This is a genomic window from Phaeobacter sp. PT47_59, from assembly GCF_028890025.1.
Lineage (GTDB): Bacteria > Pseudomonadota > Alphaproteobacteria > Rhodobacterales > Rhodobacteraceae > Phycobacter.
Genome location: NZ_JARCJL010000002.1, coordinates 205,324 through 230,963 on the forward strand (window position 1 = coordinate 205,324; position 25,640 = coordinate 230,963).

A 25,640-nucleotide genomic window follows, 5' to 3' on the forward strand; every position below is an offset into this window, starting at 1 on the left:
TGCCCCTGAAACGCCTCTCAGCAGGCCTTCCTGCGCTGCACATCGTGCAGCGCCAGGCCCAACCCTGCGGGCGTCATCTTTGATGATGCACCAAAGGGGCGGGAGCCCCCCGGACCGTCAAGCGATGCGCATGCCTTCGGCAATGGTACGCGGGCGGGCGTTCAGCTCTTCTATGCTGAAGCCGGCGATGGACTTGTACTTGGCTGCATGGGCCGCCAGATCTGCCATGGGGATCACATCCTCCACCGTTTCGAAATCGCCACCGCAGAGATCTTCCAGCATCTGCAGCACGGCATCCGGGCCGCCTGCACTGCGATTTGCGCGGCCCACATTGGTGGTGAGCGGGCGCACGACGTCCTCGTAGGCGTCAAGGGCTGCGGCTGTCACACCATGCTGCAACAGCGCGGAGCCGATCAGCCGGGCATCCAGAATGGCCTGGCTCGCCCCGTTGGAGCCGACGGGATAGGTCGGATGAGCCGCATCCCCCATCAGCGTCACCGCGCCATCGGTCCACTTGGGCAGCGGATCACGGTCCACCATCGGGTATTCATAGACCACATCCGCGCCGCGAATGAGGCCGGGTACATCGATCCAGTCGAACTGCCACTCTTCAAAGTCGCCGACAAAATCATTGATATCTGCCGCGCGGTTCCAGTCTTCCTTCTTCCAGGCGGCAGAGGGGTCAAAGCTCTTCTCGGCGATCCAGTTGATCGTTGCCAGACCGTTCTCATCCGGGTCCGAGATCGGATAGGCCACCATGCGCAGGGCGTTGTGTCCGATCATGCACATGGCGCCGCCGCCGTTCCAGACCCGGCCACGGGTGGTGGCGCGCCACAGGATGCGACCGTTCCAGATCGGCTCCCCTTCGGTCGGGTACATCTGCTTGCGCATGGCCGAGTGGATGCCATCGGCGGCAACCACCAGGCGCCCCTCCAGGCGGCCACCATCAGCGAGGATCAGCGCCGCGCCGCTGTCTGTGTTTTCAAAGCCGACAGCACGGGCATCGGTGGAAATGCACTCGGGTCCGGCGCGCGCAACCAGCGCCTCATAGAGCATCATCTGCAGGGCGCCGCGATGTACCGAGTACTGTGGCCAGGCATAGCCGGCCTCCATGCCGCGCGGCTCTTCCCAGATGGTCTTGCCCAGTTTGGTATAGAACCCCAGCTGCCGGGTGCGCACGCCGATGGCGTCTAGCTCCTCGGCAAGCCCCAGGTCGATCAGCTCGCGCACCGCATTGGGCTGCAGGTTGATGCCCACCCCCATCGGTTTCAGCTCGGGCGCGGATTCGCAGATATGAAAGGGGACACCGATCTGGTGCAGCGTCAGCCCCAGCGTCAGCCCGGCGATGCCGCCACCTGCGATAAGAATGGTCATTGCGAGCTCCCCCTCGTGCTTTCTGTTTATGGTAAAGAACATGCCTGACCGAGGGAGAGCAAGAGGCGCCCCATGAAAATGCGGTGTGCCGGTCGTATCGTCGCGTCAGCCCGAGGCGGCAATGATCAGGTCGGGACCAAAGATAATGTCGGCATATTTGCCAAGATAGATCTTCAGCCAGGGGGTGAAGCGTTCCGGGTGGCGCTGCACCTCGGCGATCAGGTCGTGATAGTCGACCCAGCGGGTCTCCATCACCTCTTCGGGATTCGGCGCCAGGGTGACCGGCCTGTGGGCATGGGCCAGGAAGACATCCACCACCTCGTGTTCGATCATGTCGTGCCCCACATCGGCGCGGTATTCCAACTGGTGGCGGAACTCGGGGTAAAGGCCGGAAATGCCCAGTTCCTCTTCCATGCGGCGCACCGCGCAGGCCGAGGAGGCCTCGTCCCACATCGGGTGGGTGCAGCAGGTATTCGCCCAAAGCCCAGGCGTGTGATACTTGCCCATGGCCCGCTGCTGCATCAGGATTTCGGTGCCTTTCACCACAAAGACCGACACGGCCTTGTGCTTCAGGCCCTGCTCATGCGCGGCCATCTTGTCCACGGGTATCAAATCGCCGTTCACCCAGGCCGGGATCGGATGCGTCATGTCCGGTTCAATTCCGTTTCAAACCACAGGTTCATTTTACAATGGTAGCATTGGGCAGGTGGCATCGGGCGCATGCCCTGCGGCCGTGTCCAGAAAGGGTTAGTCTCAATTTCGATCCAGAGCAATTACGCGAAAGGCCGCGCCCCCGGGGGTGCGGCCTCTGCTGCTGAAAGAATGAGCCTTGGCGGTTATTCCGAGGCAGCGGGTCCGTGCTGTGCCAGGAAGGCATAGATGTCTTCGCCACCCTTCTTCAGCTTGAAGGACATTTTCGACTTGGCTTTGCTGTCGCCCAGGTGCTCCTGCAGGAAACCGCGCGGATCATTGGTGAAGGCCACGAAGTTTGCTTCGTCCCAGACCAGGCCCGCTTCGCCGGCTGCGACCATATCGTTGCCGTATTTGAACCCTTCAGCGGTACCTGCGGTGCGGCCTGCCACACCCCAGAGGTTCGGGCCGGTCTTGCCGCCCTTGACGATGGTTTCGCCGCTGTCCGAGACGACCATGTGACAAGATTTGCACTTCTTGAAACCGCTTTCCCCTTTCGCGGCATCGCCTTCGGCAAAGGCGGGGGCGGCGAGAAGGCCGATAACAGCGGCGGACATCAGACGTTTCATATGCTTGCTCCAGTTTGAGTTGGCTGTTGGAAATACGAGTGCTTTGGGGGGTATAGTCAATGGACGTTTTGACGCGTCGTGGTTTTTCGCCAAGTTTTGCCGGTCTGTCTGTCGGCTGTCATCCGTCGTTCCAGCAGGGCAGAAGGTCGCCAGGGGCCGGGCGGGCTTCGTAAATGGCGCGAGCAATGGCCCGGCTGAGGCACAGCGCCGCAGCATGGCAGATCTGCCCCAGTTCCGCTTCGGGCGCCGATAGCGCCCGGGCGCCGGTACTGGCGGAGAACACCAGGTCGCCGTCACCCGGCGCGTGGGCCGGAACGGTTGCGCGGCCAATGCCGTCATGGGCGGCGGTGGCCAGGCGTTGGCATTGCGCCTTGGTCAGATCCGCATCGGTGGCGACGATGGCGATGGTGGTATTGCCGCGCTCGTCCGGCAGGGGCAGACCGGCAGCCTGCTGCAGCATGCTCTGGACCTTGCGGCTAGTCTCTGGCTGTCCGAGCCCGCCCCTGGGATCCGGTCCCAGCCCGCCGAATTCGCCCTCCACCTCAAACGGGGCGGCCCAGAAATGGCGATCCCCCGGCGTGGTCACGGCCCCCATCGGATTGGCGGCCACCAGCGCGCCGACCGTAATGCCACTCTCCAGCACGAAGGAGGCAGAGCCAAGCCCGCCCTTCACCATTGCCGTCAGCGCACCGGTGCCCGCACCTGCGGTGCCGATGGCAAAATCCTGGCCAGCCGCCTCGAATGCGGCGCGACCCAGGGCGCGATAGGGGTTGTCCTGCCAGTCTTTCTCGCCGCCGTTCAGAAGGTCGAAGATGATTGCGCCGGGCACCAGCGGAATCACCGCCGGTCCCAGGCGAAATCCCCGCCCCGCAGCCCGGAGCGCATCGACCGCGCCCGAACAGGCATCCAATCCGAAGGCAGAGCCACCCGACAGCATCAGCGCATCGATCTGCGCCACCGATTTGTCAGGCGCCAGCAGGTCGGTTTCCCGCGTGCCCGGCGCGCCGCCCATCACATGGACCGAGGCGGTGAAGGGGCTGTCGGCGGTCAGAACCGTCGCACCGGATTTCAGGGTATCATCTTGTGCGTTGCCGACCAGAATGCCGGGAACATCGGTGATCAGATTGCGGGGTCCGGGACGCATGCTAGGTCTCCTGAATTAGGTCTACCGGTCGGTAGGGCAGTGGGAGGGGGAGTCAGATGCAGCGGCCGCCGTCCACTTCCATGGCGACGCCGGTGATCATCGACGCCTCGTCCGAACATAAGAAACAGGCGGCATTGCCCATGTCCTCGGGCGTGGAGAAGCGCCCCAGCGGGATGGTCGACAGGAACTTGGCGCGCATTTCGGGCGTGTCCTCACCCATGAAGGATTTCAGAAGCGGCGTTTCCCCGGCCACCGGGTTGATGGCATTGACCCTTATGCCCGTGGGGGCCAGCTCTACCGCCATGGTGCGGGTCGCGGTGATCATCCAGCCCTTGGAGGCATTGTACCAGTTGAGGTTCGGGCGCGGCGACACGCCTGCGGTGGAGGCGACGTTGAGGATGGCGCCGGTTTCGCGGGATTTCATATGCGGCACCAGGGCGCGGGCGGTGAGGTAGACCGACTTCATGTTCACATTGAACACCCGGTCGAAATCCTCTTCGCTGACCTGATCCAGCGGTGTGGGCAGATGGGTGACGCCTGCGTTGTTGACCAGGATGTCCACATGACCAAAGGCGGTCAGCGCCGCTTCGGCCATGGTGTTGACCGAGGCACCATCAGAAACATCGACGGCCTGTGCGATGGCTGCACTGCCCTTTTCGGCGGCCAGGGCAGCGGCGGCCTCGGCGTTGATGTCGGCAATCATCACCCGCGCGCCTTCGGCCAGGAACTTTTCAACAATGCCTGCGCCAAATCCCGAGGCACCCCCGGTCACGATCGCCGTTTTTCCTGCAAGCCGCATCAATCATCCTCCAAAATGTCTTTTTGATAGCTTTAACAGCGATCCCTGCGGGTGCAATCACAGATCAATCCGGATCGACCTTGCCGCGTCCGGCCTTGATCTGGCTGCGCTGTTTCTTGGCGTCCAGGCGGCGGCGCACCGATCCGCGCGTGGGTTTGGTGGCGATCCGCCGTTTCGGCGCCACCAGCGCCTGCCGCACCAGATCGGCAAGGCGTTCGCGGGCGATGTCGCGGTTGCGCTGCTGTGAGCGGGTCTCGTCGCAGTGCAGGATGATGGCACCTTCCTTGGTCCAGCGCCGCCCCGCCAACCGTTTGAGCCGCGCCTTCACGGCCGGAGTGAGGGAGGGCGATCGCGCGGCCTCGAAGCGCAGCTCAACTGCCGTCGCGACCTTGTTCACATTCTGCCCGCCGGGCCCCGAGGCGCGGATGAAGCTTTCGGTGAATTCCCAGTCCTGCAGGGTGATATCGTCGGTGATCCTTATCATCTTGGGCGGAGCCTACAGTGGGATGCGGCAAGGTAAAAGGGCCGCCCCACGGGGGGACGGCCCTTCGAAAGTTTTCAGGAGGTCGGGTCGGTTAGATCTGCACGGGGCAGCTCAGCCGAGGGGACCACACAGCAAAGGGCTGCCTCAGCAGGCGGACCCTCCGGTTGTTCCAACACCTTGCTCCAATACCTTTCTTGACACTGGATCACCTCCTTTACATTTCTGTTTCCGTTGAATTCAGCGTTGCACGGAATTCCGGATCCGCCAAACAAAAAACGCGGCCCCCGAAAATCGGAGGCCGCGGCTGTTGCATTCTTCAGCAGATTGCAGAGAGGTGGGATCAGGCCGGTTGCGCGGTCAGGCGGTTGACGATTACCCGGAAGGGGATCAGCGCCACCAGGGCCAGCGAGAGTTTCACCATCCAGTCCGCAACCGCCAGGGAGACCCAGAGCGGGGCAACGGGACCGGCGCCCAGGAGCGGCAGCATCTCACCGGCCCAGGAGACATCGTTGGCAGGCTCGATCCAGGACAGCGCACCGGAAAAGGCGATGGTGAAGAAGAGCGCGGTATCGACGCTGGACCCCACTAGGGTCGAGGCCAGCGGCGCACGCCACCACTTGCCGCCGCGCAGGGCGGAGAAGACCGAGATGTCCAGAAGCTGAGCGGTCAGGAAGGCTAGGCCCGAGCCGATGGCGATGCGCAGGGTCACCAGCGGGCCGAATTCGCCGATGATCTGCGTGCCGATGAGCGAGCAGATCACGCCCACGACAAAGCCGATAAAGACAACGCGGCGGGCCGGGCCTTCACCGTAGACTCGGTTCATCACATCGGTGACGAGGAAGGCGATCGGATAGGTAAAGGCGCCCCAGGTCAGCCATTGGCCGAACAGGAATTGCACCAGGATGTTGGAGGCCACAACGACGGCGGCCATGGCAAGAATGCCGGGAAGATGGGAACGTGTCATAGATCTGGTCCGTTTTGACAAGGTAGCGGAGACTTGTTGACTTGCCCGGCGCGCACTCGGCGCCCCGGGGATCGGGCCAGTTAGGCCCTTTTGCGGCTTTTGGCAAGGCCGCGTGTGACAATTGCGGTGGGCTCCCGCCCGCCGAGCGGGCCATCGCAGATGACCCATCGGCCGTTGGGCCGGGCAGCGTGCTGTCGCACGCTGCGGGCGCGTTCCTGCCAATCGGGCGGGATCAGTCGGGCAGGCTGTATTCCACCAGCTCGGTGCGCTGCAGGGCGCTGAAATTGTCGTCGGAGATCATCGTTGCGCGCAAGGCTCCGGCCTCGTCGCGCCAGACCGAGACGCCTTCGAGATTGTCATGGGTTCCAAGGGCGGTTTCAAAGAGGGTGATCTCCTGCATCGCGCCGACATCGGTGATGTCCCAGCGGCGCAGGCGGCTGCGAAAGCCGATCAGCATGAATTTCCGCTCCAGCAGATAGAACCGGCCATCGGGGCCGAAATCCGCACCCACCGGCATGAACCCATTGCGGCGCGGCAGGCTGAAGGGCTGGCTCCAGCGCGCACCGTCCCAGCGCCAGACCGGGATTTCGTCATTCTGGTCCGGGGCGTTTTCCGGCAGCGTATAGAGACGGCCCCTGTCATCCATCGCCAGGGCTTCCAGGGATTTGTTCAACGGCAGTTGGCGAAAGGCCTGCGGGCGCGGCAGAACCTTGGCGCGGCTGCTGCCGTTCTTGTGGTGGGCAATGCGCGAGACCCCCTCGAAGGAGATATAGAGGCTGCCGTCAGGCGCGCGAACAAGCCCCTCGCTGTCGACGACCCGTCCCTGCAGCAGGTTCCCGGTCGAGGCCCGCAGGCGGCGCCTTTTGGTGATATGGGCGGCAGTGATCAGACCGGCCTCCCGCGTGATCCTGGCGCGGGCCAGCGTGGCCCGGTCGCTGAGCACCACAAGGCGGCGGCCGTTGTCCTGCACCTCGATCCCGGAAAAGCCGCCAAACCACGTGGCGTCCTGAGCGGCAGGCGCAGTCCAGGTGAAGGAGGCAAGATGGCGGGCCTGACCTGTTGACTGTCCGCCGCCCGCGCAGGCATAGGCCGCAAGGGTCAGCGCCAGGGCAGGCAACAGCAAGAGGGTCAGTCGGATTGAAGTACGGCGGCGCATTGCCGGGGCAGATCCTTGAGCGTGTAGTCGCGGCGCGGCTTGGGTTTCGGCGCATTGGGATCGCGCGGCTTGGGAGGCGGCGGGTTCAGGATGTCATCTACCCACTTCTGCGCATCGGCGCAGCCATCGCCACGTGGCGGGGGATCTTGATCCACGCAACCTCGGGCGCCGCGCGGACAGTTGAGCCGGACATGGAAATGGTAGTGATGGCCCCACCAGGGGCGGATCTTGCGCAGCCAGCGCCGGTCTCCCTTGGCGTCCTTGCACATCTGCACCTTGGCTCCGGGAAAGACGAAGATCCGCGCCACGCGCTTGTCGCTGGCGGCGGCTTTCAGGATTTCGTGGTGCTGGCGGCTCCAGCTGCCATTCACATAGGCGCCCTTGGCCCGGCGAAGGGAGATCGAGGAGATCTTTTCGCGCTGGGCATGGCTCAGGGTCAGGCGATCCGGCGGCAGCATCCAGATGTCGATATCAAGACCGATCTGGTGGCTGCGATGCCCCGACAGCATCGGCCCGCCGCGCGGCTGGCTGATGTCGCCGATATATAGGCCCTTCCATCCCGGTAGGGTCGCGGCAAACGCGCTGAGGTCGCGGATATAGTCGATGGTCTCCGGATGCCCCCAGTTGCGGTTGCGCGACAGGCGCATGGCCTGCCAGGTGGGGCCGGTTTCCGGCAACTCGACCGCTCCCGCAACGCAGCCCTTGGCGTAAGATCCCAGTGGTGCGGGCTTTTGCTGGGATCCGGTTGCCTTGGCTCCGAACAGTTGCTTTGCGGGCGTTTCAGCCGTTGCAGGACCAAGAAGGCCGATCAGGGCAAAACACGTCGCAATCAGCAGTCTCACTTCTGGTCTCCTTCGGCACTCACCCATTTCAACAGAATCAAGCCTAGTACAAAGAGACCGATAACGGGAGTGATCCCGAGGCGCGCGCTGCCGGTCACGGTGGTGGCAACACCGATCAAAGCGGGCGCCAGAAAGGCTGTTGCGCGCCCGGAAAGCCCATAAAGACCAAAGCTTTCCGTGGCTTTGGCCAGATCCGTATGGCGTACCATCAGGCTGCGGCTGGCGGCCTGCAAGATTCCGCCGAAACCGCCGATCAGCACCCCGCAGCCAAAGAAAACGGCATCCGGCAGGGTGGAACCCTCGGGCAGGGGGAGTCCGAAGAATTGCTCACGCGACATGGAGACGACGGTGATGCAGACCAGCGTGAGCACCAGGATGGCGACGATGATCACGGGTTTGGGGCCATGGCGCCGGTCCGCCTTGCCGCCGAGCCAGCTGAACAGCGTGGCCGAGATCGCGGCGATGATCCCGAAGATGCCGATCGAGGTGATCGACCAGTCCAGCACCAGGCTCGCATAGACGCCGCCAAAGGCATAAAGCCCGTTGAGCGCATCGCGATAGAGCATGGAAGAGACCAGGTAGCTGGTCAGGCTGGCGCGATGGCGCAGACCCGAAACCAGATCGATAACCATGCCGACGGCGCGACGCAGGCTTGCCCGCTGGCCGGTCGCCCTGTCATCGCGCACCCACAGGAAATAGGGCACCATGAAAACGGCGAACCAGAGGGCCGTCAGCGGGCCGACGGATCGGGTGCCTTCCTTTGCCTCTGCATTCAGGCCCAGAATGGGATCCAGCCCGATCAGGGTCTTACCGCTCTCCTGTTCCACGAACAACAGGAGCATGATGAAAAGCGCGATCACCCCGCCCAGATAGCCAAAGGCAAAGCCGGAACCGGAGATCGCGCCGACCTCCTCCTTGCTGCCTAGGGAGGGAAGTTGCGAATTGATGAAGATCAGGGCGAATTCGGCGCCGATGAAACCAATACCGAAGCTGACCAGCATCCACCACAGGTTGCTGCCTGCAGGATCCATATACCAAAGCCCCCAGGCGCCGATCACGTACATCAGGGAAAAGGCCATGATCCAGGGCATCTTGCGCCCCGATATATCCGCCAGCGCCCCCAGGAAAGGCGCGCCGAAGCCGATGAACAGGCCGGTGATGGTCATGCCCAGCGACCAGACGGTCTGCGCCTGCGCCTTGGCGGCCTCTTCTGCCAGCCCCAGGCCAAGGAAATGCTCTGCTGCGACAGCGGCAAAGAAGGGACCAAACACGAAGGTCACCAAGAGCGTGTGATAGGGTTGGCTGGCCCAGTCGAAGAACCACCATCCCCAAATGCGCTTCTTCTGTGAAATCTCTGCCATGTCGCCCATCCCCCGCTGCGGTGTTGCCGCCGATAAGACAGATGCGGGGCGCGCTAGGCAAGCCCCTCTTGCGTCTCTGACATCGGCGGCCAGGGGCGCGTGGCATCCGCCTGGCACCAGCCCTTGATCCAATCGGGCATGGCCGGGCTTTCGGCACCGTCCTGTCCAACGGCCTGCAGAACCTTGGCCGGGGGCACGATGCCGTTGGCATCCGTCACGGCGGTGCGCAACATCACGTGGCTGGCGCAGTCTCCGTTTGCCTTCCACATGGACTGTTCCAGGTAGATGAACTTCTCGTCCCAGGCCACGGCGCGGCTGCGCATCTCGAAACGTTCAAATCCGCGGATGCGGCGGCGAAACCGGACCGAGGTTCCGGCAACCGTCATCCCCCAGCGGTTTTGACGCAAGGCGCCGATCAGCCCGACCCGCTGCGCCAGCATGGTACGGCCCAGGTCATAAAGGGTCATGGCGCGGCCGTTGTTCAGCTCCAGCCAGATATCCAGATCCCAGGGCCAGCAGATATGGCTGGAGCGATGCACCGCCGTCAGCGGCAGCGGCTCCATGCGGCTGGCCACATAAAGATCCTTCAGAAGGCGCACGATGGGGAACATGGGGCGGGTACTCCGGCTGTTTCGTGATCCTCTTGCCACCCATTTACCGCCCGTCAACCGCAACCTCGCGGAAGGCTTGCGCATCGGGCCGGGGCTGCTTACCTGTTACGCGGCTAACAAAGGGGAATAGGATGCTCTCGCTGTTTCAAATCCTGCTTTTGATCCTGGACATCGTCTGGTTCTTCATCATCGCCCATGTGATCATGAGCTGGCTGATCAATTTCCAGGTGCTGAACCTGCAGCAGCAGTTCGTGGCGCAGATCTGGTATGGTGTGAACCGCCTCCTCGAGCCCCTGTACGCCCCCGTGCGCCGTATCCTGCCCAATATGCAGGGGATCGATCTGGCGCCGCTGGTGGTACTGATCGCGGTCTATGCGCTGCGGATCATCATTCAGAACAACATGGTGATGTTCTACTGATCCCAATGCGCGGCGGGCCGATTGAGGCCCTGACGAAGCGAATTTGACCGGGCGGCCTCTTGCCGCCCGAATCGTCCTGTGGGATTGTGTGCGGCGAACCCGAGCAGACACTCCCTTGAGGCCCTCCTTTCGATGACGCAGACGACAGACCTGTCCCGGGCGACCCCGCTGCTGCGCGACATCTTCGGCTTTGATGCCTTTCGCCCCGGCCAGGAAGAGATCGTCGATGCAGTGACCGCAGGCGAGAATGTCTTGGCGATCATGCCGACGGGGGGCGGGAAATCCCTGTGCTACCAACTGCCTGCGCTGTTGCGTAACGGTATCACGGTGGTCATTTCGCCGCTGATCGCCCTGATGCGCGATCAGGTGCGGGCGCTTGAGGAGGCGGGCGTGGTGGCCGGTGCGCTGACCTCGGGCAACACCGAGGAAGAGACCGATGCCGTCTGGGAGGCGATCGAGGCGGGTCGGCTGAAGCTATTGTACATGGCGCCGGAACGTCTGGCCTCGGGGGCGGCGATGGGGATGCTGCGGCGGATCGGGGTCAGCCTCATTGCCGTGGACGAAGCCCATTGCGTCAGCCAGTGGGGCCATGATTTCCGCCCCGACTACCTGCGCATTGGGGAACTCCGCCGCGCGCTGGGCGTGCCCTTGGCGGCCTTTACCGCGACGGCGGATCAGGAAACCCAGGAAGAGATCGTTCAGAAACTGTTCGATGGGGAGGCGCCGCGGGCCTTCCTGCGCGGCTTTGACCGGCCCAATATCCACCTGGCCTTTGGCGCCAAGGACGGGCCGCGCCGCCAGATCCTCGACTTTGCCGCGGCGCGCAAGGGGCAGTCTGGCATTGTCTATTGCGGCACCCGCGCCAAGACCGAGGCGCTTGCTGCCGCCCTGCGCGAGGCGGGCCATGTGGCCTGCCACTATCACGGCGGCATGGAGGCCGAGGACCGGCGCATCGTGGAGACGCGGTTCGCGCGCGAGGACGGGCTGATCGTGGTGGCGACGGTGGCCTTTGGCATGGGAATCGACAAGCCAGATATCCGCTGGGTCGCCCATGCGGATCTGCCCAAGAGCATCGAGGCCTATTACCAGGAAATCGGCCGCGCGGGCCGCGACGGGGCACCGGCCGAAACCCTGACCCTGTTCGGACCCGAGGACATTCGACTGCGCCGCAGCCAGATCGACGAAGGCATGGCGCCGCCGGAACGGCGCGCGGCGGATCATGCGCGGCTCAATGCGCTTCTGGGGCTGGCCGAGGCGCTGACATGCCGCCGCCAGACGCTGCTCTCCTATTTCGGCGAAGAGACCGCGCCTTGCGGCAATTGCGATCTTTGCGACAGCCCGGTTGAGGTCTTTGACGGCACCACGGCGGTGCGCAAGGCGCTGTCGGCGATCCTGCGCACACAGGAGACCTATGGCACGGGCCACCTGATCGACATCCTGCGCGGCACCGAGACCGACCGGGTACGGGCCAAGCGTCATGACGAGCTGTCGGTCTTTGGCTGTGGCAAGGAATACGGCAAGCCCCAGTGGCAGGCGGTGTTCCGGCAGATGATGGGGCACGATCTGGTGCGCCCGGACCCCGAACGCCACGGCGCGCTGCGGATGACCGAGGCGGCGCTGCCGGTGCTGCGCGGCGAGGCGGAGATTGCCTTGCGCAGGGATACGATCAAATCCGCCGCGCGCCGCCCGGCGGTGAAGGCGCTGGTCTCGGATGAGGATGCGCCGCTCCTGTCGGCGCTGAAGGCGAAACGCCGCGCGCTGGCCGAGGCGCAGAAGGTGCCCGCCTATGTGATCTTCCCGGATCGCACCCTGATCGAGATGGCCGAGCAGCGCCCCGAGAGCCTGGATCAGATGGCCCGGATCAGCGGCGTCGGAGCCAAGAAGCTGGAGCGCTATGGAGAGGCCTTCCTTTCGGTGATCACCGGTGCGGTGGAGCAACTCCATCCGCAGCGGCGCAAGCTGGCAGCGCGGGCCGGGGCCGGTTCGGTCTATGATGCGCTGCTGGAGGCGCAGGGACAGCTTGCGCGCGGGGCCTGCGGTACCTTGAAGCCTCTCAGCTGTTCGGCGTCACTTTTGGCGAAGGTGGCACAGTTGCGCCCCGAGGATGAGGCCGGGCTTGAACGGCTCTTGGGGGAGCGCCGCGCGCAACGTTTCGCGGCGGCGTTTCTGGACGTCTTGCGCGGCGCGGGCTAAGTCTGGCCCAGAACAGAGCGAGGATCAGAGATGCTGGTAGTGGTTTCCCCTGCAAAGAAGCTGGACTGGGCAGAGCGCGACATGGAGATGACCGCGCCCGTATTCCAGGAGGACGCGGCGCGTCTGAACGCGGTGGCGCGGGAGCTCACGGTGGCTGACCTCATGAAGCTGATGCATATCAGCGAGGATCTGGCCAAGCTGAACTACGACCGGTTCCGCAGTTTCGAAGACGCGCCTGCATCCGAGGCGCTGCGCCCTGCGGCGCTGGCCTTTGCGGGAGACACCTACCAGGGGCTGGAAGCCGCATCCCTGGATGACGAGGAGATGACCTGGGCGCAGGATCACTTCCGTATCCTGTCTGGCCTTTATGGCCTCCTGCGGCCCATGGACGGGATGCAGCCCTACCGGCTGGAGATGGGATCGCGGCTGAAGAACGAACGTGGCAAGAACCTTTATGACTACTGGGGCAGCCAGATCGCCGAGGCGCTGAACGCCCAGGCCGAGGAGACCGGCAGCGATATCCTGGTGAACTGTGCCAGCCAGGAGTATTTTGGCGCCGTGGATCTCAAGGCGCTGAAGCCAAAGGTGATCACGCCGGTTTTCATGGAGATGAAGAACGGCACCCCCAAGGTGGTCAGCTTCTATGCCAAACGGGCGCGGGGGGCGATGGCGCGCTATATCATCCAGCACCGATTGGAAGATGCAGAGTCCCTGACGGATTTCGACACTGGCGGCTATGCCTATCAGCCGGACATGTCGGAGCCGGACAAACCGGTCTTCCTGCGCGGCTGATGGCTGCCGCTACGCCGCAGGGCTGATGTCGATCGGCTGAACATCCTGCGGCATGTTTTCCTCGATCCGTTCGAGAATCAGAGCCTTGCGCAGCGGTTTGGTGAGGTAGTGATCCAGGCCCGCCGCCAGGATGCCCTCGGAATCTCCGGTCATGGCATGGGCGGTCAGGGCGACGATAGGAACGTGCTGCCCGGTGCTTTCTTCCAGCTTGCGGATCTCGCCGGTGGCCTGTTTTCCGTCCATGATCGGCATGGAGATATCCATGAAGATCAGGTCAGGCTGGAAGGTCTGGTAGGCCTCGACGGCTTCGACGCCATTGTTGGCGAATTGCAGGTCGATATTGATGTTTTTGAGCATCTTGCGGAAGACCAACTGATTGGTCTTGTTGTCTTCCGCAGCCAGCACCCGCATCTGCCGCGGCCCGGCAGGAATGACGGCACTGTCATCTGCGGCAGCCTCCTCGGCGTCCGGTGTCACCGCCTTGGCGTTGTCCGCCGCATAGGCTTCCTCAAGCGTCAACTCACCCGGCGCTTCGGCGAGCGGAGCAGCCTCTGGAGCGGCCTCGGGGGGCGACAGGCGTGTTCCGATTTCAGCCAGTTTTTCGAAAAGCTCGTCGCGGGGGGTCGGCTTTTGCAGAATATCGAAATGCAGGTCTTCGATATCGGCATCCTGAACCGTATGCGGATTCGAACTGAGCAACAGGAAGGGGACTTGGTTCCAGCCCCCCGCCCGCAGGTTCCGGACCATCTGAACGCCACCACCACCGGGTACGTTGTGTTCGCAGATGACCAGGTCGATGTCTGCGCTCATCACATCCATGGCGCTTGCGATGCTCTGGGCGGCGACCACATCAATGCCGCGCAGCATGAACTGACGCTGCAGGATTTCGCAGTTCAGCTGCAGGTCGTCCACCAGCAGAACGCGTTTCAGGCTATTGGGCACCTCTGGCACCGAGGATTGCGCCCCTTGCGGCGTGGGCATGGGCAGGCGGAAACCGAAACAGGATCCCTCGCCTTCCTCGCTTTCGACCCAGATTTCGCCGCCCATCATGTCGATCAGCCGTTTCGAGATCGCCAGGCCCAGGCCGGTCCCCTCGAATTTGCGGTTGCGCTCATCCTCGACCTGATTGAATTCGCCGAAGATGTGTTCGATCTTCTCGGCGGGAATGCCGATCCCCGTGTCCTCGATGGTGACGTGAACGGAGCTTTGATTGCTTTCCTTCTCGGCCAGCCCGGTGACGCGCAGGGTGACATGCCCCTCCTTGGTGAATTTCACCGCGTTGCCCACAAGGTTGGTCAGAACCTGCCGGATACGGCCCGGGTCACCGACAAACCGGGTCGGCAGGAAGATGTCGTAATCCACCAGCAGAGCCAGGCCCTTGTCCCGCGCGGTGGGCTGCAGAAGCATGACCACCTCGTGAATGCAGCGCTCCAGGTCAAAGGGTTCGGGGTGCAGCGCCATCTTGTCGGCTTCGATCTTGGAGTAATCGAGCACATCGTTGATGATCACCAGCAGCGCTTCGCCGGAGTTCTTGATGGTGTTGGCGTAGAGGCGCTGCTCTTCGCTCAGTTCGGTATCGCTCAGGAGTTCCGCCATGCCGATCACGCCGTTCATGGGCGTGCGGATCTCGTGGGACATATTGGCAAGGAAGGCGGATTTGGCGCGGTTGGCGCTTTCGGCCCGTTCGCGTGCGGTGCGCAGTTCCTCTTCGTAGCGCACCGATGCGGTGATATCGAGCGCCAGGCTCACCACGTCGCCCCCCTGTCCGCGCTGGTCAAGCAGGCGCAGGAAGCGATCGTCCCACATTTGGATGATCACCGGTTCCGGCTTCAGGGACATCCAGCGGTCGGTCATCATGGCGCGCCAATCGGACGGCTTCATTTCGCCGGTGTTGACCAATCCTTCGTCGGTCAGGATCTGCAGGATCCGCACATAAGAGACACCGGGGCTGATCTCCTCCAGCCCGTCAAAGATATTGAGGTAGGCGGTATTCGCGCCGATCAACCGGCTGTCGGCATCAAAGAAGGCAAAGCCGTCCTGGAAGGCCTGGATCGAATGCCACAGACGGCGTTCCGCCTGTTCGATCTTCTCGTTCGCCATGCTGAGGTCGGATTTGACCTTGGCGTTCTCATCGCGGGTCTTGGCCACTTCGGCCTGGGTTTCGCCGATCTGGCGGGTCAGAGCGAGCGCGTGTCGGCCGAGCTTGCGATTCGCAGCGGTCAGTTCGGCCTGCTTGAGTTCAAGCAGCCGTTCTGCCGCCAGGCGCGCCCGGCGTTCCTCAGCGAGTTTTTCGGCAAGGTTCATCCCTGCGTGCTCCAACCACTTCCTATCGGCATGCAACGCCGTGGCCTGAAATACGGCGACGGGTATGCCTGCCTTCGGTGTTACGATGGGAAACCTTGCTATGGCGTTAAGCCCGTGCCAGCTTAGCCCTATTAGGAGGGTGCCATGTTGCGTCGATTTATTGCTGTTTTGCTACCGCTATTGGGGATTTTTTCAGGGGCTGTAGAGGCCGGGTCAGACCGGGTTTTGCCACAGGTCAGGTACCAGTCCTTTGCCGATACCGATTACTACGGCTCGGATCTGCAGGCCCTGTTCGACACGGATCTGAATTCCTGCATCAGGGCCTGTACCGCGCAGGATGCCTGTGTGGGCTTTGCCTATAACAGGAAGGCCAACGCGTGTTTCCCGAAGTCGGATATGAAAGAGCCGACTCCCTATGAGGGCGCCATTTCCGCGCTGAAACATGCGGTTCCCGAAGCCCAGCAGGCGGCGGCGCGCCAACGGGCCGATGCGCTGCAGGTCCTGCGGGAACAGGATTTTCGAGCGGCCTTGCAGCAGGCCTCCGATATCGGGCTGCGATATCCCGCGCGGGGCGGCAGCCTTGAGGATATGATCCGGGCTGGCCGCGCCCAGGCGCGCGCAGGCAATGTCCAAAGCGCGCTTGGCTGGCTCAGTGCCGCGGTGGCGATCAGTGACGACCCTGCCCTGTGGGGCGAGACTTCGGCCCTGTGGTTGCGATTCGCAGCGCAAAGCAACCGTGAAACGCGCAGCAAGCGGCAACAGGCGCTGTCGGCGGCCTTGAACGGCTATCTTCGTGCCGAAAGGTCGGTGTCCCAGGCCGAAGCCCTGGTCCAGGCGGCGCGGGCGCTCGAAACGCTTGGCCGTGGGCGCGATATGTTGTCCGTCTTGCGTCTGGCGCAGGATCTGGCGCCGCGCCCGCAAACGGCTGCGCTGCTTGATGAGGCAATCGGGAAATACGGGTTTCGCGTCACCGACAGCACCGTCGAAAGCGACACCGCCGCCCCACGCATCTGCGTGGAGTTTTCCGAGGATCTGGCGCGCAATGGTGTGAATTACGGCGATTACGTCAAGGGGATGGAGCCGGGCCTTGCGGTGGAGGCCAGCGGCCGTCAGCTGTGCCTGGACGGTATCGAACATGGGCAGCGTTATCGCATTGCCCTGCGGCGCGGTCTGCCCGCCGCCAGCGGCGAGGCGCTGATCCGCGAGGTGGAACTCAGCCACTATGTGCGCGACCGTGCCCCGGTGGTGCGTTTTCCGGGCCGCGCCTACGTCTTGGCAAAATCCGATCAGGTGGCCCTGCCGGTGGAGACCGTCAACCTGCGTGAGGTCGACCTACAACTGCGCCGGGTCAGCGACCGCAACCTGCTGCGCACCCTGCAGGAGGGGTATTTCGGACGTCCGCTGTCGCATTGGCAGGACGAATACTTCGCCTCCGACATCGGGGAGGAGGTCTGGAGCGGCACGGCCCGCGTTCAGGACGATCTGAACCGCGATATGACCACCAGACTCCCCTTGGCCGACGTGTTGGCTGACCGACCGGTAGGGATCTATGCGCTGACCGCCCGCGTTCCGGGGGCGGATCCCTATGACGATCCCGGAGCCACCCAGTGGTTTGTGCTCACCGACCTTGGGCTTTCCACCATGTCGGGTGCCGATGGGCTGCATGTGCAGGTCCAGGGGCTGTCGGATGCCAAACCCCGCGCCGGGGTGGAAGTGACGCTGATTTCCAACGCCAATGCGGTACTGGCCACGGCTGAAAGCGATGCGACAGGCTATGCCAGATTTGCGCCTGGTCTGTCCCGTGGGCGCGGTGCCTCGGCCCCGGCCATGGTCATGGCGAAACAGGGTGACGCTGATTTTTCCTTTCTATCTCTGAAGGATGCGGCATTTGACCTGTCAGATCGTGGCGTGGAAGGACGCCCGGCCCCGGGGCCGGTGGATGTCTTCCTGGCCACAGACCGGGGCGCCTACCGGGCCGGGGAGGTGATCCATGTCACCGCCCTGACCCGTGACAGCCGCGCCCAGGCCATAGAGGATCTGCCTCTGACCGCGATCCTGCATCGCCCCGATGGGGTGGAGTACAGCCGCCATGTCTCTGAGGGCGGTCGGGTTGGTGGGCATGTGCTGGCCCTACCGATCGGTCAGTCTGCACCACGCGGCACCTGGCGTCTGGATCTGAAAACCGATCCCAAGGGGCCCGCGCTGGCCACGCGCCAGATCCTGGTCGAAGATTTCCTGCCCGAGCGGATCGATTTTGAACAGGATGTGGCAAACGCCGATGCTCTGGTGCCGGGAGAGGCGGCGCGGCTGACGATCTCGGCCCGCTATCTGTTTGGTGCGCCGGGCAGCGGATTGACCATCGACGGCGATCTGCGCCTTGCCGCCCGCGACACGGTCGAAGGCTGGCCCGGCTACCGCTTTGGCCGCTATGACGCGCAATCGAACCCGCAGCGCGCCTACTTTGGCGGTCAACAGACCGATGCCTCCGGAGAGGCCTCCTTTGTGGTCTCCCTGCCCGCGGCGGCGGCCGAGGGCAAACCGATGCAGGCCACATTCGTCACCCGGCTGATGGATGGCGCCGCCCGCCCGGTGGAGCGCGAGCTGACCCTGCCCGTGCGCCCTGCCACTCCGGTGATTGGCATCCGCCCCCTGTTTGAGGATGTGGTGGGCGAAGGCAGCGCGGCTGGGTTCGAGGTGATTGCCCTCGGCCCCGACCTTGTGCCGCAGCCGATGCATGTGAAATGGACCCTGAACCGGGTCGAGACGCACTATCAGTGGTATCAGCTTTATGGCAACTGGAACTGGGAGCCGACCACCCGCCGCAGCCGCATCGCAACGGGCGAGGCAACGCTAGGCAGCACGCCGCTGCAGATTTCGGAACCGGTGGACTGGGGCCGCTATGAACTGGTGATCGAACGGCTGGATGGCGCGCCTGTTTCGGCTGCGCTGGATTTCTACGCGGGCTGGTATGCCCCTGCCGATGCCGCCGCCACGCCCGACCGGCTGGACCTGTCGCTGGATACAGACAGCTATCAGCCCGGCGATACCGCGCGGCTGCGCATCGTGCCACGCGCCGCTGGAACGGCACTGATCTCGGTGGTGTCCAACCGGCTGATCGAACGCAGGGCGGTCGAAGTGCCCGAAGGCGAGACGACGATCCCCCTGAGTGTGACCGAAGACTGGGGCAGCGGCGCCTATGTGACCGCAACCGTGCTGCAACCGGTGACTGGCAAGCAGAGCCGCACGCCCGCTCGCGCATTGGGGCTTGCCCATGCCAAGGTGGCCCAGCCGGGACAGGAGCTGTCGGTGACGATCGAGGTTCCCGAAGTTGCACGGCCACGTGGCAGTGAAATGGCGCGGGTGCGCGTGGACGGGGCCGAAGCGGGCGAAGAGGTCTGGCTGACCGTCGCTGCTGTCGATCTGGGTATCCTGAACCTGACCGGTTTCCAAAGCCCCGATCCCGCTGCGCATTACCACGGGCAGCGGCGGCTGGGGATGGAGCTGCGCGATCTTTACGGGCGGCTGATCGATCCCGGCAATGGCGCCATGGGACAGGTACGCTCGGGCGGGGATGCGGACAGCGGCATGCGCATGCAGTCACCGCCGCCGACGCAGGATCTGGTGGCACTCTTCTCTGGCCCCTTGCAGCTGGGCGCCGATGGCACCGCGCTGTTCCCGGTGGATCTGCCGGCCTTCAACGGAACCGTGCGGCTGATGGCAGTGGCCTGGTCGGGCCGGGCGGTTGGGCAGGCAGAGGCAGACATGCTGGTGCGCGATCCGGTGGTGGTGACAGCCTCCGTGCCGCGCTTCCTGGCGCCGGGGGATCAAAGCCGCGCCCGTATCGAGGTGGTGCATGCGGATGGCCCTGCCGGTGTCATGCCCCTGTCGGTCCGCGCGATCGGAGAGGGGCTGGCTCTTGGCAGCCTGCCCGCTTCGGTCACCCTGGCCGATCAGGGCAAGGCGGTGCTGGAACTGCCACTCAGCGCGTTGAGCGTTGGCGATCCTGAAATCGAGCTGACGCTCTCCACGCCCGCCGGGCTGCCGCTGACCCAGCGGTTGCGCCTGCCGGTGCGGGCCAATGACCCTGCCGTGGCGCAAACCCGGCGCTTCCGTCTGGCGGCTGGCGACAGTTTCCAGTTCAGCGAGGATGTCTTTGCGGGGCTCAGACCGGGGACAGGCCGGGCGGTTCTGTCTGGCGGACCCTTGGCGAAGCTCAATGTGCCGGGGCTTCTGGCGCAGCTGGATCGCTACCCCTATGGCTGCACCGAGCAGGTGACCTCCACCGCCATGCCCCTGCTTTATCTGTCTTCGGTGGCAGAGGCCGCGGGACTGGGCAATGGTCCCGCCGTAAACGCGCGTATCGATGCGGCCATTCGCAAGGTGCTGACGCGGCAGGCCAGCAATGGCGCCTTTGGTCTGTGGCGCGCCGAAAGCGGCGATTTCTGGCTCGATGCCTATGCCAGCGATTTCCTGTCCCGCGCCCGTGCGCAGGGCCATGCGGTGCCGGATCAGGCCTTTGCCCAGGCGATGGACAATCTGCGCAACCGCATCAACTACGCTCCGGATTTCGATGATGGTGGCGAGGACGTGGCCTATGCGCTGTTTGTGCTGGCCCGCGAGGGCGCCGCCGCCATGGGAGACCTGCGCTATTATGTCGATGTGAAGGCAGGCGATTTCGCCACTCCGCTGGCCGCGGCGCAGCTTGGGGCTGCCCTTGCGGCCTATGGCGACCAGCCGCGCGCGGATCGGATGTTTGCCCGCGCCGCACAGATGCTGGGTCGCAGCGGGGCAGAGACGCCGATCTGGCGGGTCGATTATGGCACCCATCGCCGCGACGCTGCCGCTGTTCTGGCCCTGGCCAGCGAAGCGGGCAGTGCTGCCGTCAGCCGCGACTACCTGCTGGCCCGCGTGACAGAAGACGGCTCCACCATGTCCACACAGGAGGCCGCCTGGACTCTTCTTGCGGCGCAGGCGCTGGTGTCAAATCCCGAGGACAGTGGACTGTTGGTCAATGGGCAAAGCGTCAGCGGTGCTTTCGTGGAGATCCTGGATAGCGGCAGCGGAGCCGTTCCCAAGTCGATCTCTGCGGCTTCGGGGCGCAGCGCCGAGATCACCCTCACCACCATGGGAGTGCCAGAACTGTCTCCGCAGGCAGGCGGCTATGGCTACACCCTGCGGCGTGAGTATTACACACTGGAGGGCGCGCCGATCGAGAGCCTGAGCTTTGAAACCGGCGCGCGCTTCGTCACGGTACTGACCGTCATCCCGCATGAGCAGACCGGTGCCCGGTTGATGGTAGATGATCCGCTGCCCGCCGGGGTGGAGATCGACAACCCGAACCTGTTGCGCTCGGGCGATCTGCGGGATCTGGACTGGCTGAAGCTGAGTGAGGCGAGGCATGCCGAGTTCCGCTCCGACCGGTTCCTGGCGGCGGTGGATATCGGCGGCAGCCGGACTGTGACCCTGGCCTATGTGGCGCGCGCGGTGACGCCGGGCAGCTTCCATCATCCGGCGGCCTCGGTCGAGGATATGTACCGCCCGGCCTATCGTGCCCATACTGCGGCGGGCCGGGTCGAGGTCCGGTGAGACGCAGGCGCGCCTTCGCCTCGGCATTTACCGGCCGGTCAGCATGGGCGCACCTGTCGTTGCTGTGCCTGGCCCTGGCCGTGGTTCTGGGGATTGGCTGGCGACAGTTTGATGCCTGGGTTGCCCGCACCGAATTGCCGCTGACCCTGGCAGAGATCTCGGTTGAGGTGGTGGATCGTGAGGGCCAGCTCTTGCGGGTCTATCCGGTGGAGGATGGCGTCTGGCGCATGGGGGTGCGCCTTGACCGGGTGGATCCGGGCTTCATCGAGATGCTGATCGCCTATGAGGATCACCGGTTCCGGTCTCATTCCGGCGTCGATGCCCTGGCGCTGATGCGCGCTGCGGGGCAGGCCCTGCGCCATGGACGGGTGATCTCGGGCGGGTCGACCCTGACGATGCAATTGGCGCGGTTGCTGGAGGATGGCCCCACCGGGCGCTGGTCCGGCAAGCTGCGGCAGATCCGCCTGGCGCTGGCGCTGGAGCGGCGCCTCAGCAAAGACGAGATCCTGACGCTCTACCTCACCCATGCGCCCTATGGTGGCAATATCGAGGGGCTGCGGGCGGCAACTCATGTCTGGTTCGGCAAGGAGCCGCGGCGCCTGACCCCGGCAGAGGCGGCGCTGCTGGTGGCCCTGCCGCAGTCGCCCGAGGGCCGCCGCCCGGATCGTGTACCAGAGGCGGCCAGGGCCGCGCGGGCACAGGTTCTGTCCCGCATAGCATCGCGCGGGGTTCTGGATCAGGAACAACGCGCAACGGCTGCCCGGGCGCGCCTGCCACATCAGATGGCCCCGATGCCCCGGCTTGCGCCGCATCTGGCGGATCGTGTTCTGTCTGAAACGCCCGGTGGGCAGCGGGTGTCTCTCACCATAGCGGCCGATCTGCAGGCTCGAATGGAGCAGTTGGTTGAGGCTGCCGCCCGGCGCGCCGGGGACCGGTTGTCAGCGGCGCTGATCGTGGCGGATCATCACAGCGGCGAGATCCTCGCCTCGGTCGGATCGCCCGGATACCGGGATGAGGGGCGGCAGGGGTTTGTCGACATGACGCAGGCGCTGCGCTCTCCCGGGTCGACCCTGAAACCGTTGATCTACGGGCTGGCCTTTGATCAGGGGTTGGTCCACCCGGAGACCCTGATTCATGACGGGCCGGTGGATTTTGACGGCTACGCGCCGCAGAATTTTGACGGGGACTTTCGCGGCGATCTGAGGGTGCGGGAGGCCCTGCAGCTGTCGTTGAACATCCCGGTGGTGAAGCTGACGCGTGAGCTGGGTCCGGCCCAGGTAATGGCGGCGCTGCGTCGCGGCGGCGCCGATCCCCGGCTGCCGGGCGGTGCACCGGGGCTGGCGATTTCGCTTGGCGGCGCGGGCCTCACCTTGCAGGATCTGGTGCAGCTCTATGTCGGCTTCGCCGCGGGGGGGCAGGGGCCTGACTTGCGGGTCCAGACCAATGGGGCGCGGGATGAACGCCCGCGCATGATCTCCGATGTGGCGGCCTGGCATTTGGGGGATATCCTGCGCGACCTGGCGCCGCCGCCGGGCGCGCGGGCGGGGGTGCTGGCCTATAAGACCGGCACATCCTATGGCCACCGCGATGCCTGGGCGCTGGGCTGGGACGGGCGCCATGTGATCGGTGTCTGGCTGGGGCGGGCAGATGGCACTCCCGTGCCCGGCGCCTTTGGGGGCGACCTGGCCGCCCCCATCCTGTTCGAGGCCTTCGGCCTGCTGAAACCCGCATTCGACCCGCTGCCGCCGCCACCTGCCGCGACGTTGATCCTGTCCGCTGCCGAACTGCCCGCGCCCCTGCGCCGGTTTAGATCCCGGGATGCGGTATTTGCACCTGCGGCCGATGCGCCGCAACTGCTGTTCCCGCCGGATGGCGCCCGGCTTGCGCTTGACGGGCAGACCCTGCCGCTCAAGCTGCGCGGCGGGCAGGCGCCCTTCGTCGTGCTGGCGGATGGCAAGCCGGTCCTGAGCGGGGCGCAGCTTCGTGAGTTCGAAATCCCCAGTCCCGGCCGGGGGTTTTCTGATGTGGTCGTGGTCGATGCCCAGGGCCGAGCAGCCCGCGCATCCATTCAAATCGATCAGTAGTCTCGCAGGGTGTCCCCGCCGGGCTGGCGCGGCCGGATTGTGATACAGTCAGCGCCGTGCTTGCACGGCGCTGGGCCCAACTGGAGAGGGCCTCCGGCAGGAGGCCCGATACGGGCGGGAGCTTCCCCGCCCCGGGTTCGGGTCTGATGGGAATTGCAATGCAGATGGTCTTGGGTCAGGTGGCGGCGGGTCAGGTGGTAGTGGGCAAGCGCTGACCGACCGGTCAGCTGCGTCCCTCCCGCAGCCAGCCCAGGGTGATCAGGGTCGCGGTGATCAGCAGGATCAGCCAGGCGGGAAGCAGTGGGTGCTGTGACACCGACAGGGTCTCATGGGCCTCGCGCGGGGTCAGCCCGATCCAGCCACGCCCCGCAGCGGGGCGCCCCTGGCGCACGTCACGCAGGCGCGGCAGCCCGTCCTCTAGCCGCAGGATACCGCCCCGCGCCGGGGTAATGACAGGGCGCAGGAGCTCTGCGGTGGCGATGGTCTGGGCAAATTCCTTCGGGGCCGCGGGACCAAGGCCGATCACTGCTTCCGTCTCGCCTTCCTTTAACCGGTAGAGCCCGATCTCGGCCCCGGTATATGTGCCCTGCCAGAGACCCGGCGCGGCCTGGCTCAGCTCCAGCACCGTCTCGCCGCCGTTGGGCGCGGTGATCGTGACTGCTCCGATCCCATCCTGAAGGCTGCGCCGGATGATCTGCATCACCTGTCCCGTCGCCTCGGCAGTCAGCACTTCCTCTTCCAACTCCGGCTCCTTCATCATCCAATGGGCCAGGCGTCGCAAAAGCTCCAGCTGCGGCCCGCCGCCCTCGTAGCCACGGCTCCAGAGCCAGGCATGATCCGAGGCCAGAAGCGCCACGCGCCCTTCGCCTTCACGATTGAGGATCAACAGCGGGCGTTGGTCCACGCCCTGCATCAGGACATCACCTTCAGGGGCTTCCAGATCGATCTGCCGCAGCCAGCGTCCCCAGTCGCCACCAGCGCCAAGACCCGAGGTTACCGGATGGCGCGCGCCCAGATCGGTGACCTCGGGCAGATAGGGTTGCTCGAATACCCGCGCGGTAGGGCTGGCGGGCAGCACCGCGGACAGAGGGCTGCGATAGATGCTGGCGGCACTTGCAAAATCGGGCCCTGCCGCGATCAGCACCGCGCCGCCCTTGGCGACGTAATTCGCCACATTGTCGAGGTAGATCGCGGGCAGGATCCCGCGCCGCTTGTAGCGGTCGAAGATGATCAGGTCGAAATCGTCGATCTTTTCCAGAAACAGTTCCCGCGTCGGAAAGGCGATCAGGCTCAGCTCATCCACCGGCACGCCGTCCTGCTTCTCCGGCGGTCTCAGAATCGTGAAATGCACCAGGTCGACCGAGCTGTCGGATTTCAACAGGTTGCGCCAGGTGCGCCCGCCCGGATGCGGCTCGCCCGAGACCAGCAGCACCCGCAGCCGGTCTCGCACCCCGTTGATCTGGATCAGGGCCGTATTGTTGCGCGCGGTCAGCTCTCCTGCCGTTTCGGGGGTTGAGAATTCGATCACGTTGCGGCCACCGTGCGGCAGGGCAAGGGGCAGGTCGAAATCGATCCCGATCGGCAGGACGAAACGTTTCGGCTCATCCCCGTCGATGGCGATGTCCAGGGGCGCCGTCGCGGCTCCTGCGGGTGCTGCGCCCTGATCCTCGATCCTCAGCGTCAGGGTGACGGGTTCACCGATAATGCCAAAGGCCGGGGCGTTCTGCACCACTAGGCGGCGGTCCCAGTCATCCTCCTGCCCGGTCAGCAACAGGTGCAGGGGGGCGGGCAGATCCGGTGCCTGGTCGATGTCATGAACCTGCCCATCCGACAGGGCGATGATCCCCGCGATGCGGCCCCGGGGGGCATCCGCCAGCGCATCCGAGACGGCCTGCATCAGCGCCGTGCCGCTGTCATCGGCGGCGTCCGGCAGGGTGATCCAGCGGGTCTCGGTATTGGGTCGTGCGGCCAGGGCGCGGGCCAGCTCTTCTTCGGCGCGGGCCATCTGTGCGGGACGCTCGGGCAGGTTCTGGCTGGCGGTCTGATCGCTGGCCACGATCACGATATCGCTCAGCGGCGCGGTGTCCTCGTTCTGGACCACGGGTCCGGCCAAGATGGCCAATAGCGCGAGCGATGCACCGGCGCGCAACAGCCATCCCCGCAGCCGGGTCCAGATGGCGATACCCAGGGTCACACAGGTCAGCGCTCCCAGGGTCCAGATCACGGGCCAGGGCAGAAGCGGGTCAAACAGGATCGACTGTGTCATCT

Annotated in this window: 18 protein-coding genes; 5 read left to right on the forward strand and 13 right to left on the reverse strand. The window is 64.7% G+C overall.

The features are described from left to right. Positions 1-117: 117 nt before the first annotated feature. The 11 genes from PXK01_RS02695 to PXK01_RS02745 all read right to left on the reverse strand — a co-directional run bounded on the left by PXK01_RS02695 (position 118) and on the right by PXK01_RS02745 (position 9,994). Positions 118-1,374, reverse strand: coding sequence for a flavin-dependent oxidoreductase (locus PXK01_RS02695; protein WP_274858762.1), 1,257 nt, complete (start codon positions 1,372-1,374; stop codon positions 118-120). Positions 1,375-1,479: 105 nt separating this feature from the next. Beyond that, positions 1,480-2,022, reverse strand: coding sequence for an isopentenyl-diphosphate delta-isomerase (gene idi, locus PXK01_RS02700; RefSeq protein WP_274858764.1), 543 nt, complete (start codon positions 2,020-2,022; stop codon positions 1,480-1,482). A gap of 188 nt (positions 2,023-2,210) precedes the next feature. Beyond that, a complete protein-coding gene (locus PXK01_RS02705) occupies positions 2,211-2,633 on the reverse strand; it encodes a c-type cytochrome (RefSeq protein WP_274847741.1) in 423 nt (140 codons plus the stop codon). Between the two features lie 118 nt (positions 2,634-2,751). After that, on the reverse strand, positions 2,752-3,777 hold the full coding sequence (locus PXK01_RS02710) for a P1 family peptidase (protein WP_274847742.1): 1,026 nt from the start codon (positions 3,775-3,777) through the stop codon (positions 2,752-2,754). Between the two features lie 52 nt (positions 3,778-3,829). Beyond that, positions 3,830-4,576 (reverse strand): SDR family oxidoreductase, encoded by a 747-nt coding sequence (locus PXK01_RS02715; protein WP_274858766.1) that lies wholly within the window; start codon positions 4,574-4,576, stop codon positions 3,830-3,832. Positions 4,577-4,640: 64 nt separating this feature from the next. Beyond that, positions 4,641-5,060 carry an alternative ribosome rescue aminoacyl-tRNA hydrolase ArfB gene (arfB, locus tag PXK01_RS02720; protein WP_274858768.1) on the reverse strand — a complete coding sequence of 140 codons (420 nt, stop codon included), beginning with the start codon at positions 5,058-5,060 and terminating at the stop codon, positions 4,641-4,643. Positions 5,061-5,400: 340 nt separating this feature from the next. Beyond that, positions 5,401-6,024, reverse strand: coding sequence for a queuosine precursor transporter (locus tag PXK01_RS02725; protein WP_274847745.1), 624 nt, complete (start codon positions 6,022-6,024; stop codon positions 5,401-5,403). 232 nt (positions 6,025-6,256) lie between these two features. After that, positions 6,257-7,180 carry an esterase-like activity of phytase family protein gene (locus PXK01_RS02730; protein ID WP_274858770.1) on the reverse strand — a complete coding sequence of 308 codons (924 nt, stop codon included), beginning with the start codon at positions 7,178-7,180 and terminating at the stop codon, positions 6,257-6,259. Further along, positions 7,153-8,013, reverse strand: a complete 861-nt coding sequence (mepA, locus tag PXK01_RS02735) for a penicillin-insensitive murein endopeptidase (protein WP_274847862.1) — start codon at positions 8,011-8,013, stop codon at positions 7,153-7,155. The genes PXK01_RS02730 and mepA overlap by 28 nt, the downstream gene beginning before the upstream one ends. A gap of 5 nt (positions 8,014-8,018) precedes the next feature. Next, the gene (locus PXK01_RS02740) at positions 8,019-9,383 is read right to left on the reverse strand and encodes an MFS transporter (RefSeq protein WP_274858771.1); all 1,365 of its coding nucleotides are present in this window, start codon (positions 9,381-9,383) and stop codon (positions 8,019-8,021) included. A 53-nt stretch (positions 9,384-9,436) separates the two neighbouring features. After that, positions 9,437-9,994: an acyl-CoA thioesterase gene (locus PXK01_RS02745; RefSeq protein WP_274858772.1), complete on the reverse strand. Its 558-nt coding sequence runs from the start codon at positions 9,992-9,994 to the stop codon at positions 9,437-9,439. Positions 9,995-10,125: 131 nt separating this feature from the next. Here PXK01_RS02745 and PXK01_RS02750 point away from each other — a divergent pair, with 131 nt between their 5' ends. From PXK01_RS02750 to yaaA, 3 genes are all read left to right on the forward strand, one after another. Next, positions 10,126-10,413: a YggT family protein gene (locus PXK01_RS02750; RefSeq protein WP_274847749.1), complete on the forward strand. Its 288-nt coding sequence runs from the start codon at positions 10,126-10,128 to the stop codon at positions 10,411-10,413. Positions 10,414-10,545: 132 nt separating this feature from the next. Then, complete coding sequence (recQ, locus tag PXK01_RS02755; RefSeq protein ID WP_274858773.1) at positions 10,546-12,606, forward strand: DNA helicase RecQ; 2,061 nt, start codon at positions 10,546-10,548, stop codon at positions 12,604-12,606. Positions 12,607-12,636: 30 nt separating this feature from the next. Beyond that, complete coding sequence (gene yaaA / locus PXK01_RS02760) at positions 12,637-13,398, forward strand: peroxide stress protein YaaA (RefSeq protein ID WP_274858774.1); 762 nt, start codon at positions 12,637-12,639, stop codon at positions 13,396-13,398. Between the two features lie 9 nt (positions 13,399-13,407). Here yaaA and PXK01_RS02765 read toward each other — a convergent pair whose 3' ends face one another. After that, positions 13,408-15,702 carry a response regulator gene (locus tag PXK01_RS02765; protein ID WP_274858775.1) on the reverse strand — a complete coding sequence of 765 codons (2,295 nt, stop codon included), beginning with the start codon at positions 15,700-15,702 and terminating at the stop codon, positions 13,408-13,410. 144 nt (positions 15,703-15,846) lie between these two features. On the opposite strand from PXK01_RS02765, the gene PXK01_RS02770 reads away from it, so the two are divergent. Continuing rightward, positions 15,847-21,288, forward strand: a complete 5,442-nt coding sequence (locus PXK01_RS02770; protein WP_274858776.1) for an alpha-2-macroglobulin family protein — start codon at positions 15,847-15,849, stop codon at positions 21,286-21,288. A gap of 68 nt (positions 21,289-21,356) precedes the next feature. Beyond that, positions 21,357-23,372, forward strand: coding sequence for a penicillin-binding protein 1C (gene pbpC, locus PXK01_RS02775; RefSeq protein WP_446728416.1), 2,016 nt, complete (start codon positions 21,357-21,359; stop codon positions 23,370-23,372). 223 nt (positions 23,373-23,595) lie between these two features. Here pbpC and PXK01_RS02780 read toward each other — a convergent pair whose 3' ends face one another. Next, entirely contained in the window at positions 23,596-25,638 is a 2,043-nt protein-coding gene (locus tag PXK01_RS02780; protein ID WP_274858778.1) for a hypothetical protein, read from the reverse strand. Positions 25,639-25,640: the final 2 nt, after the last annotated feature.

What these genes read in the sequence shown, in the direction of transcription:
- idi (WP_274858764.1), bottom strand. Translation starts at nt 2,022, where the DNA reads ATGACGCATCCGATCCCGGCCTGGGTGAACGGCGATTTGATACCCGTG.
- PXK01_RS02730 (WP_274858770.1), bottom strand. Translation starts at nt 7,180, where the DNA reads ATGCGCCGCCGTACTTCAATCCGACTGACCCTCTTGCTGTTGCCTGCC.
- PXK01_RS02715 (WP_274858766.1), bottom strand. Translation starts at nt 4,576, where the DNA reads ATGCGGCTTGCAGGAAAAACGGCGATCGTGACCGGGGGTGCCTCGGGA.
- PXK01_RS02740 (WP_274858771.1), bottom strand. Translation starts at nt 9,383, where the DNA reads ATGGCAGAGATTTCACAGAAGAAGCGCATTTGGGGATGGTGGTTCTTC.
- PXK01_RS02770 (WP_274858776.1), top strand. Translation starts at nt 15,847, where the DNA reads ATGTTGCGTCGATTTATTGCTGTTTTGCTACCGCTATTGGGGATTTTT.
- PXK01_RS02745 (WP_274858772.1), bottom strand. Translation starts at nt 9,994, where the DNA reads ATGTTCCCCATCGTGCGCCTTCTGAAGGATCTTTATGTGGCCAGCCGC.
- PXK01_RS02705 (WP_274847741.1), bottom strand. Translation starts at nt 2,633, where the DNA reads ATGAAACGTCTGATGTCCGCCGCTGTTATCGGCCTTCTCGCCGCCCCC.
- PXK01_RS02765 (WP_274858775.1), bottom strand. Translation starts at nt 15,702, where the DNA reads ATGAACCTTGCCGAAAAACTCGCTGAGGAACGCCGGGCGCGCCTGGCG.
- PXK01_RS02725 (WP_274847745.1), bottom strand. Translation starts at nt 6,024, where the DNA reads ATGACACGTTCCCATCTTCCCGGCATTCTTGCCATGGCCGCCGTCGTT.
- PXK01_RS02750 (WP_274847749.1), top strand. Translation starts at nt 10,126, where the DNA reads ATGCTCTCGCTGTTTCAAATCCTGCTTTTGATCCTGGACATCGTCTGG.
- PXK01_RS02695 (WP_274858762.1), bottom strand. Translation starts at nt 1,374, where the DNA reads ATGACCATTCTTATCGCAGGTGGCGGCATCGCCGGGCTGACGCTGGGG.
- PXK01_RS02710 (WP_274847742.1), bottom strand. Translation starts at nt 3,777, where the DNA reads ATGCGTCCCGGACCCCGCAATCTGATCACCGATGTTCCCGGCATTCTG.
- PXK01_RS02780 (WP_274858778.1), bottom strand. Translation starts at nt 25,638, where the DNA reads ATGACACAGTCGATCCTGTTTGACCCGCTTCTGCCCTGGCCCGTGATC.
- arfB (WP_274858768.1), bottom strand. Translation starts at nt 5,060, where the DNA reads ATGATAAGGATCACCGACGATATCACCCTGCAGGACTGGGAATTCACC.
- yaaA (WP_274858774.1), top strand. Translation starts at nt 12,637, where the DNA reads ATGCTGGTAGTGGTTTCCCCTGCAAAGAAGCTGGACTGGGCAGAGCGC.
- recQ (WP_274858773.1), top strand. Translation starts at nt 10,546, where the DNA reads ATGACGCAGACGACAGACCTGTCCCGGGCGACCCCGCTGCTGCGCGAC.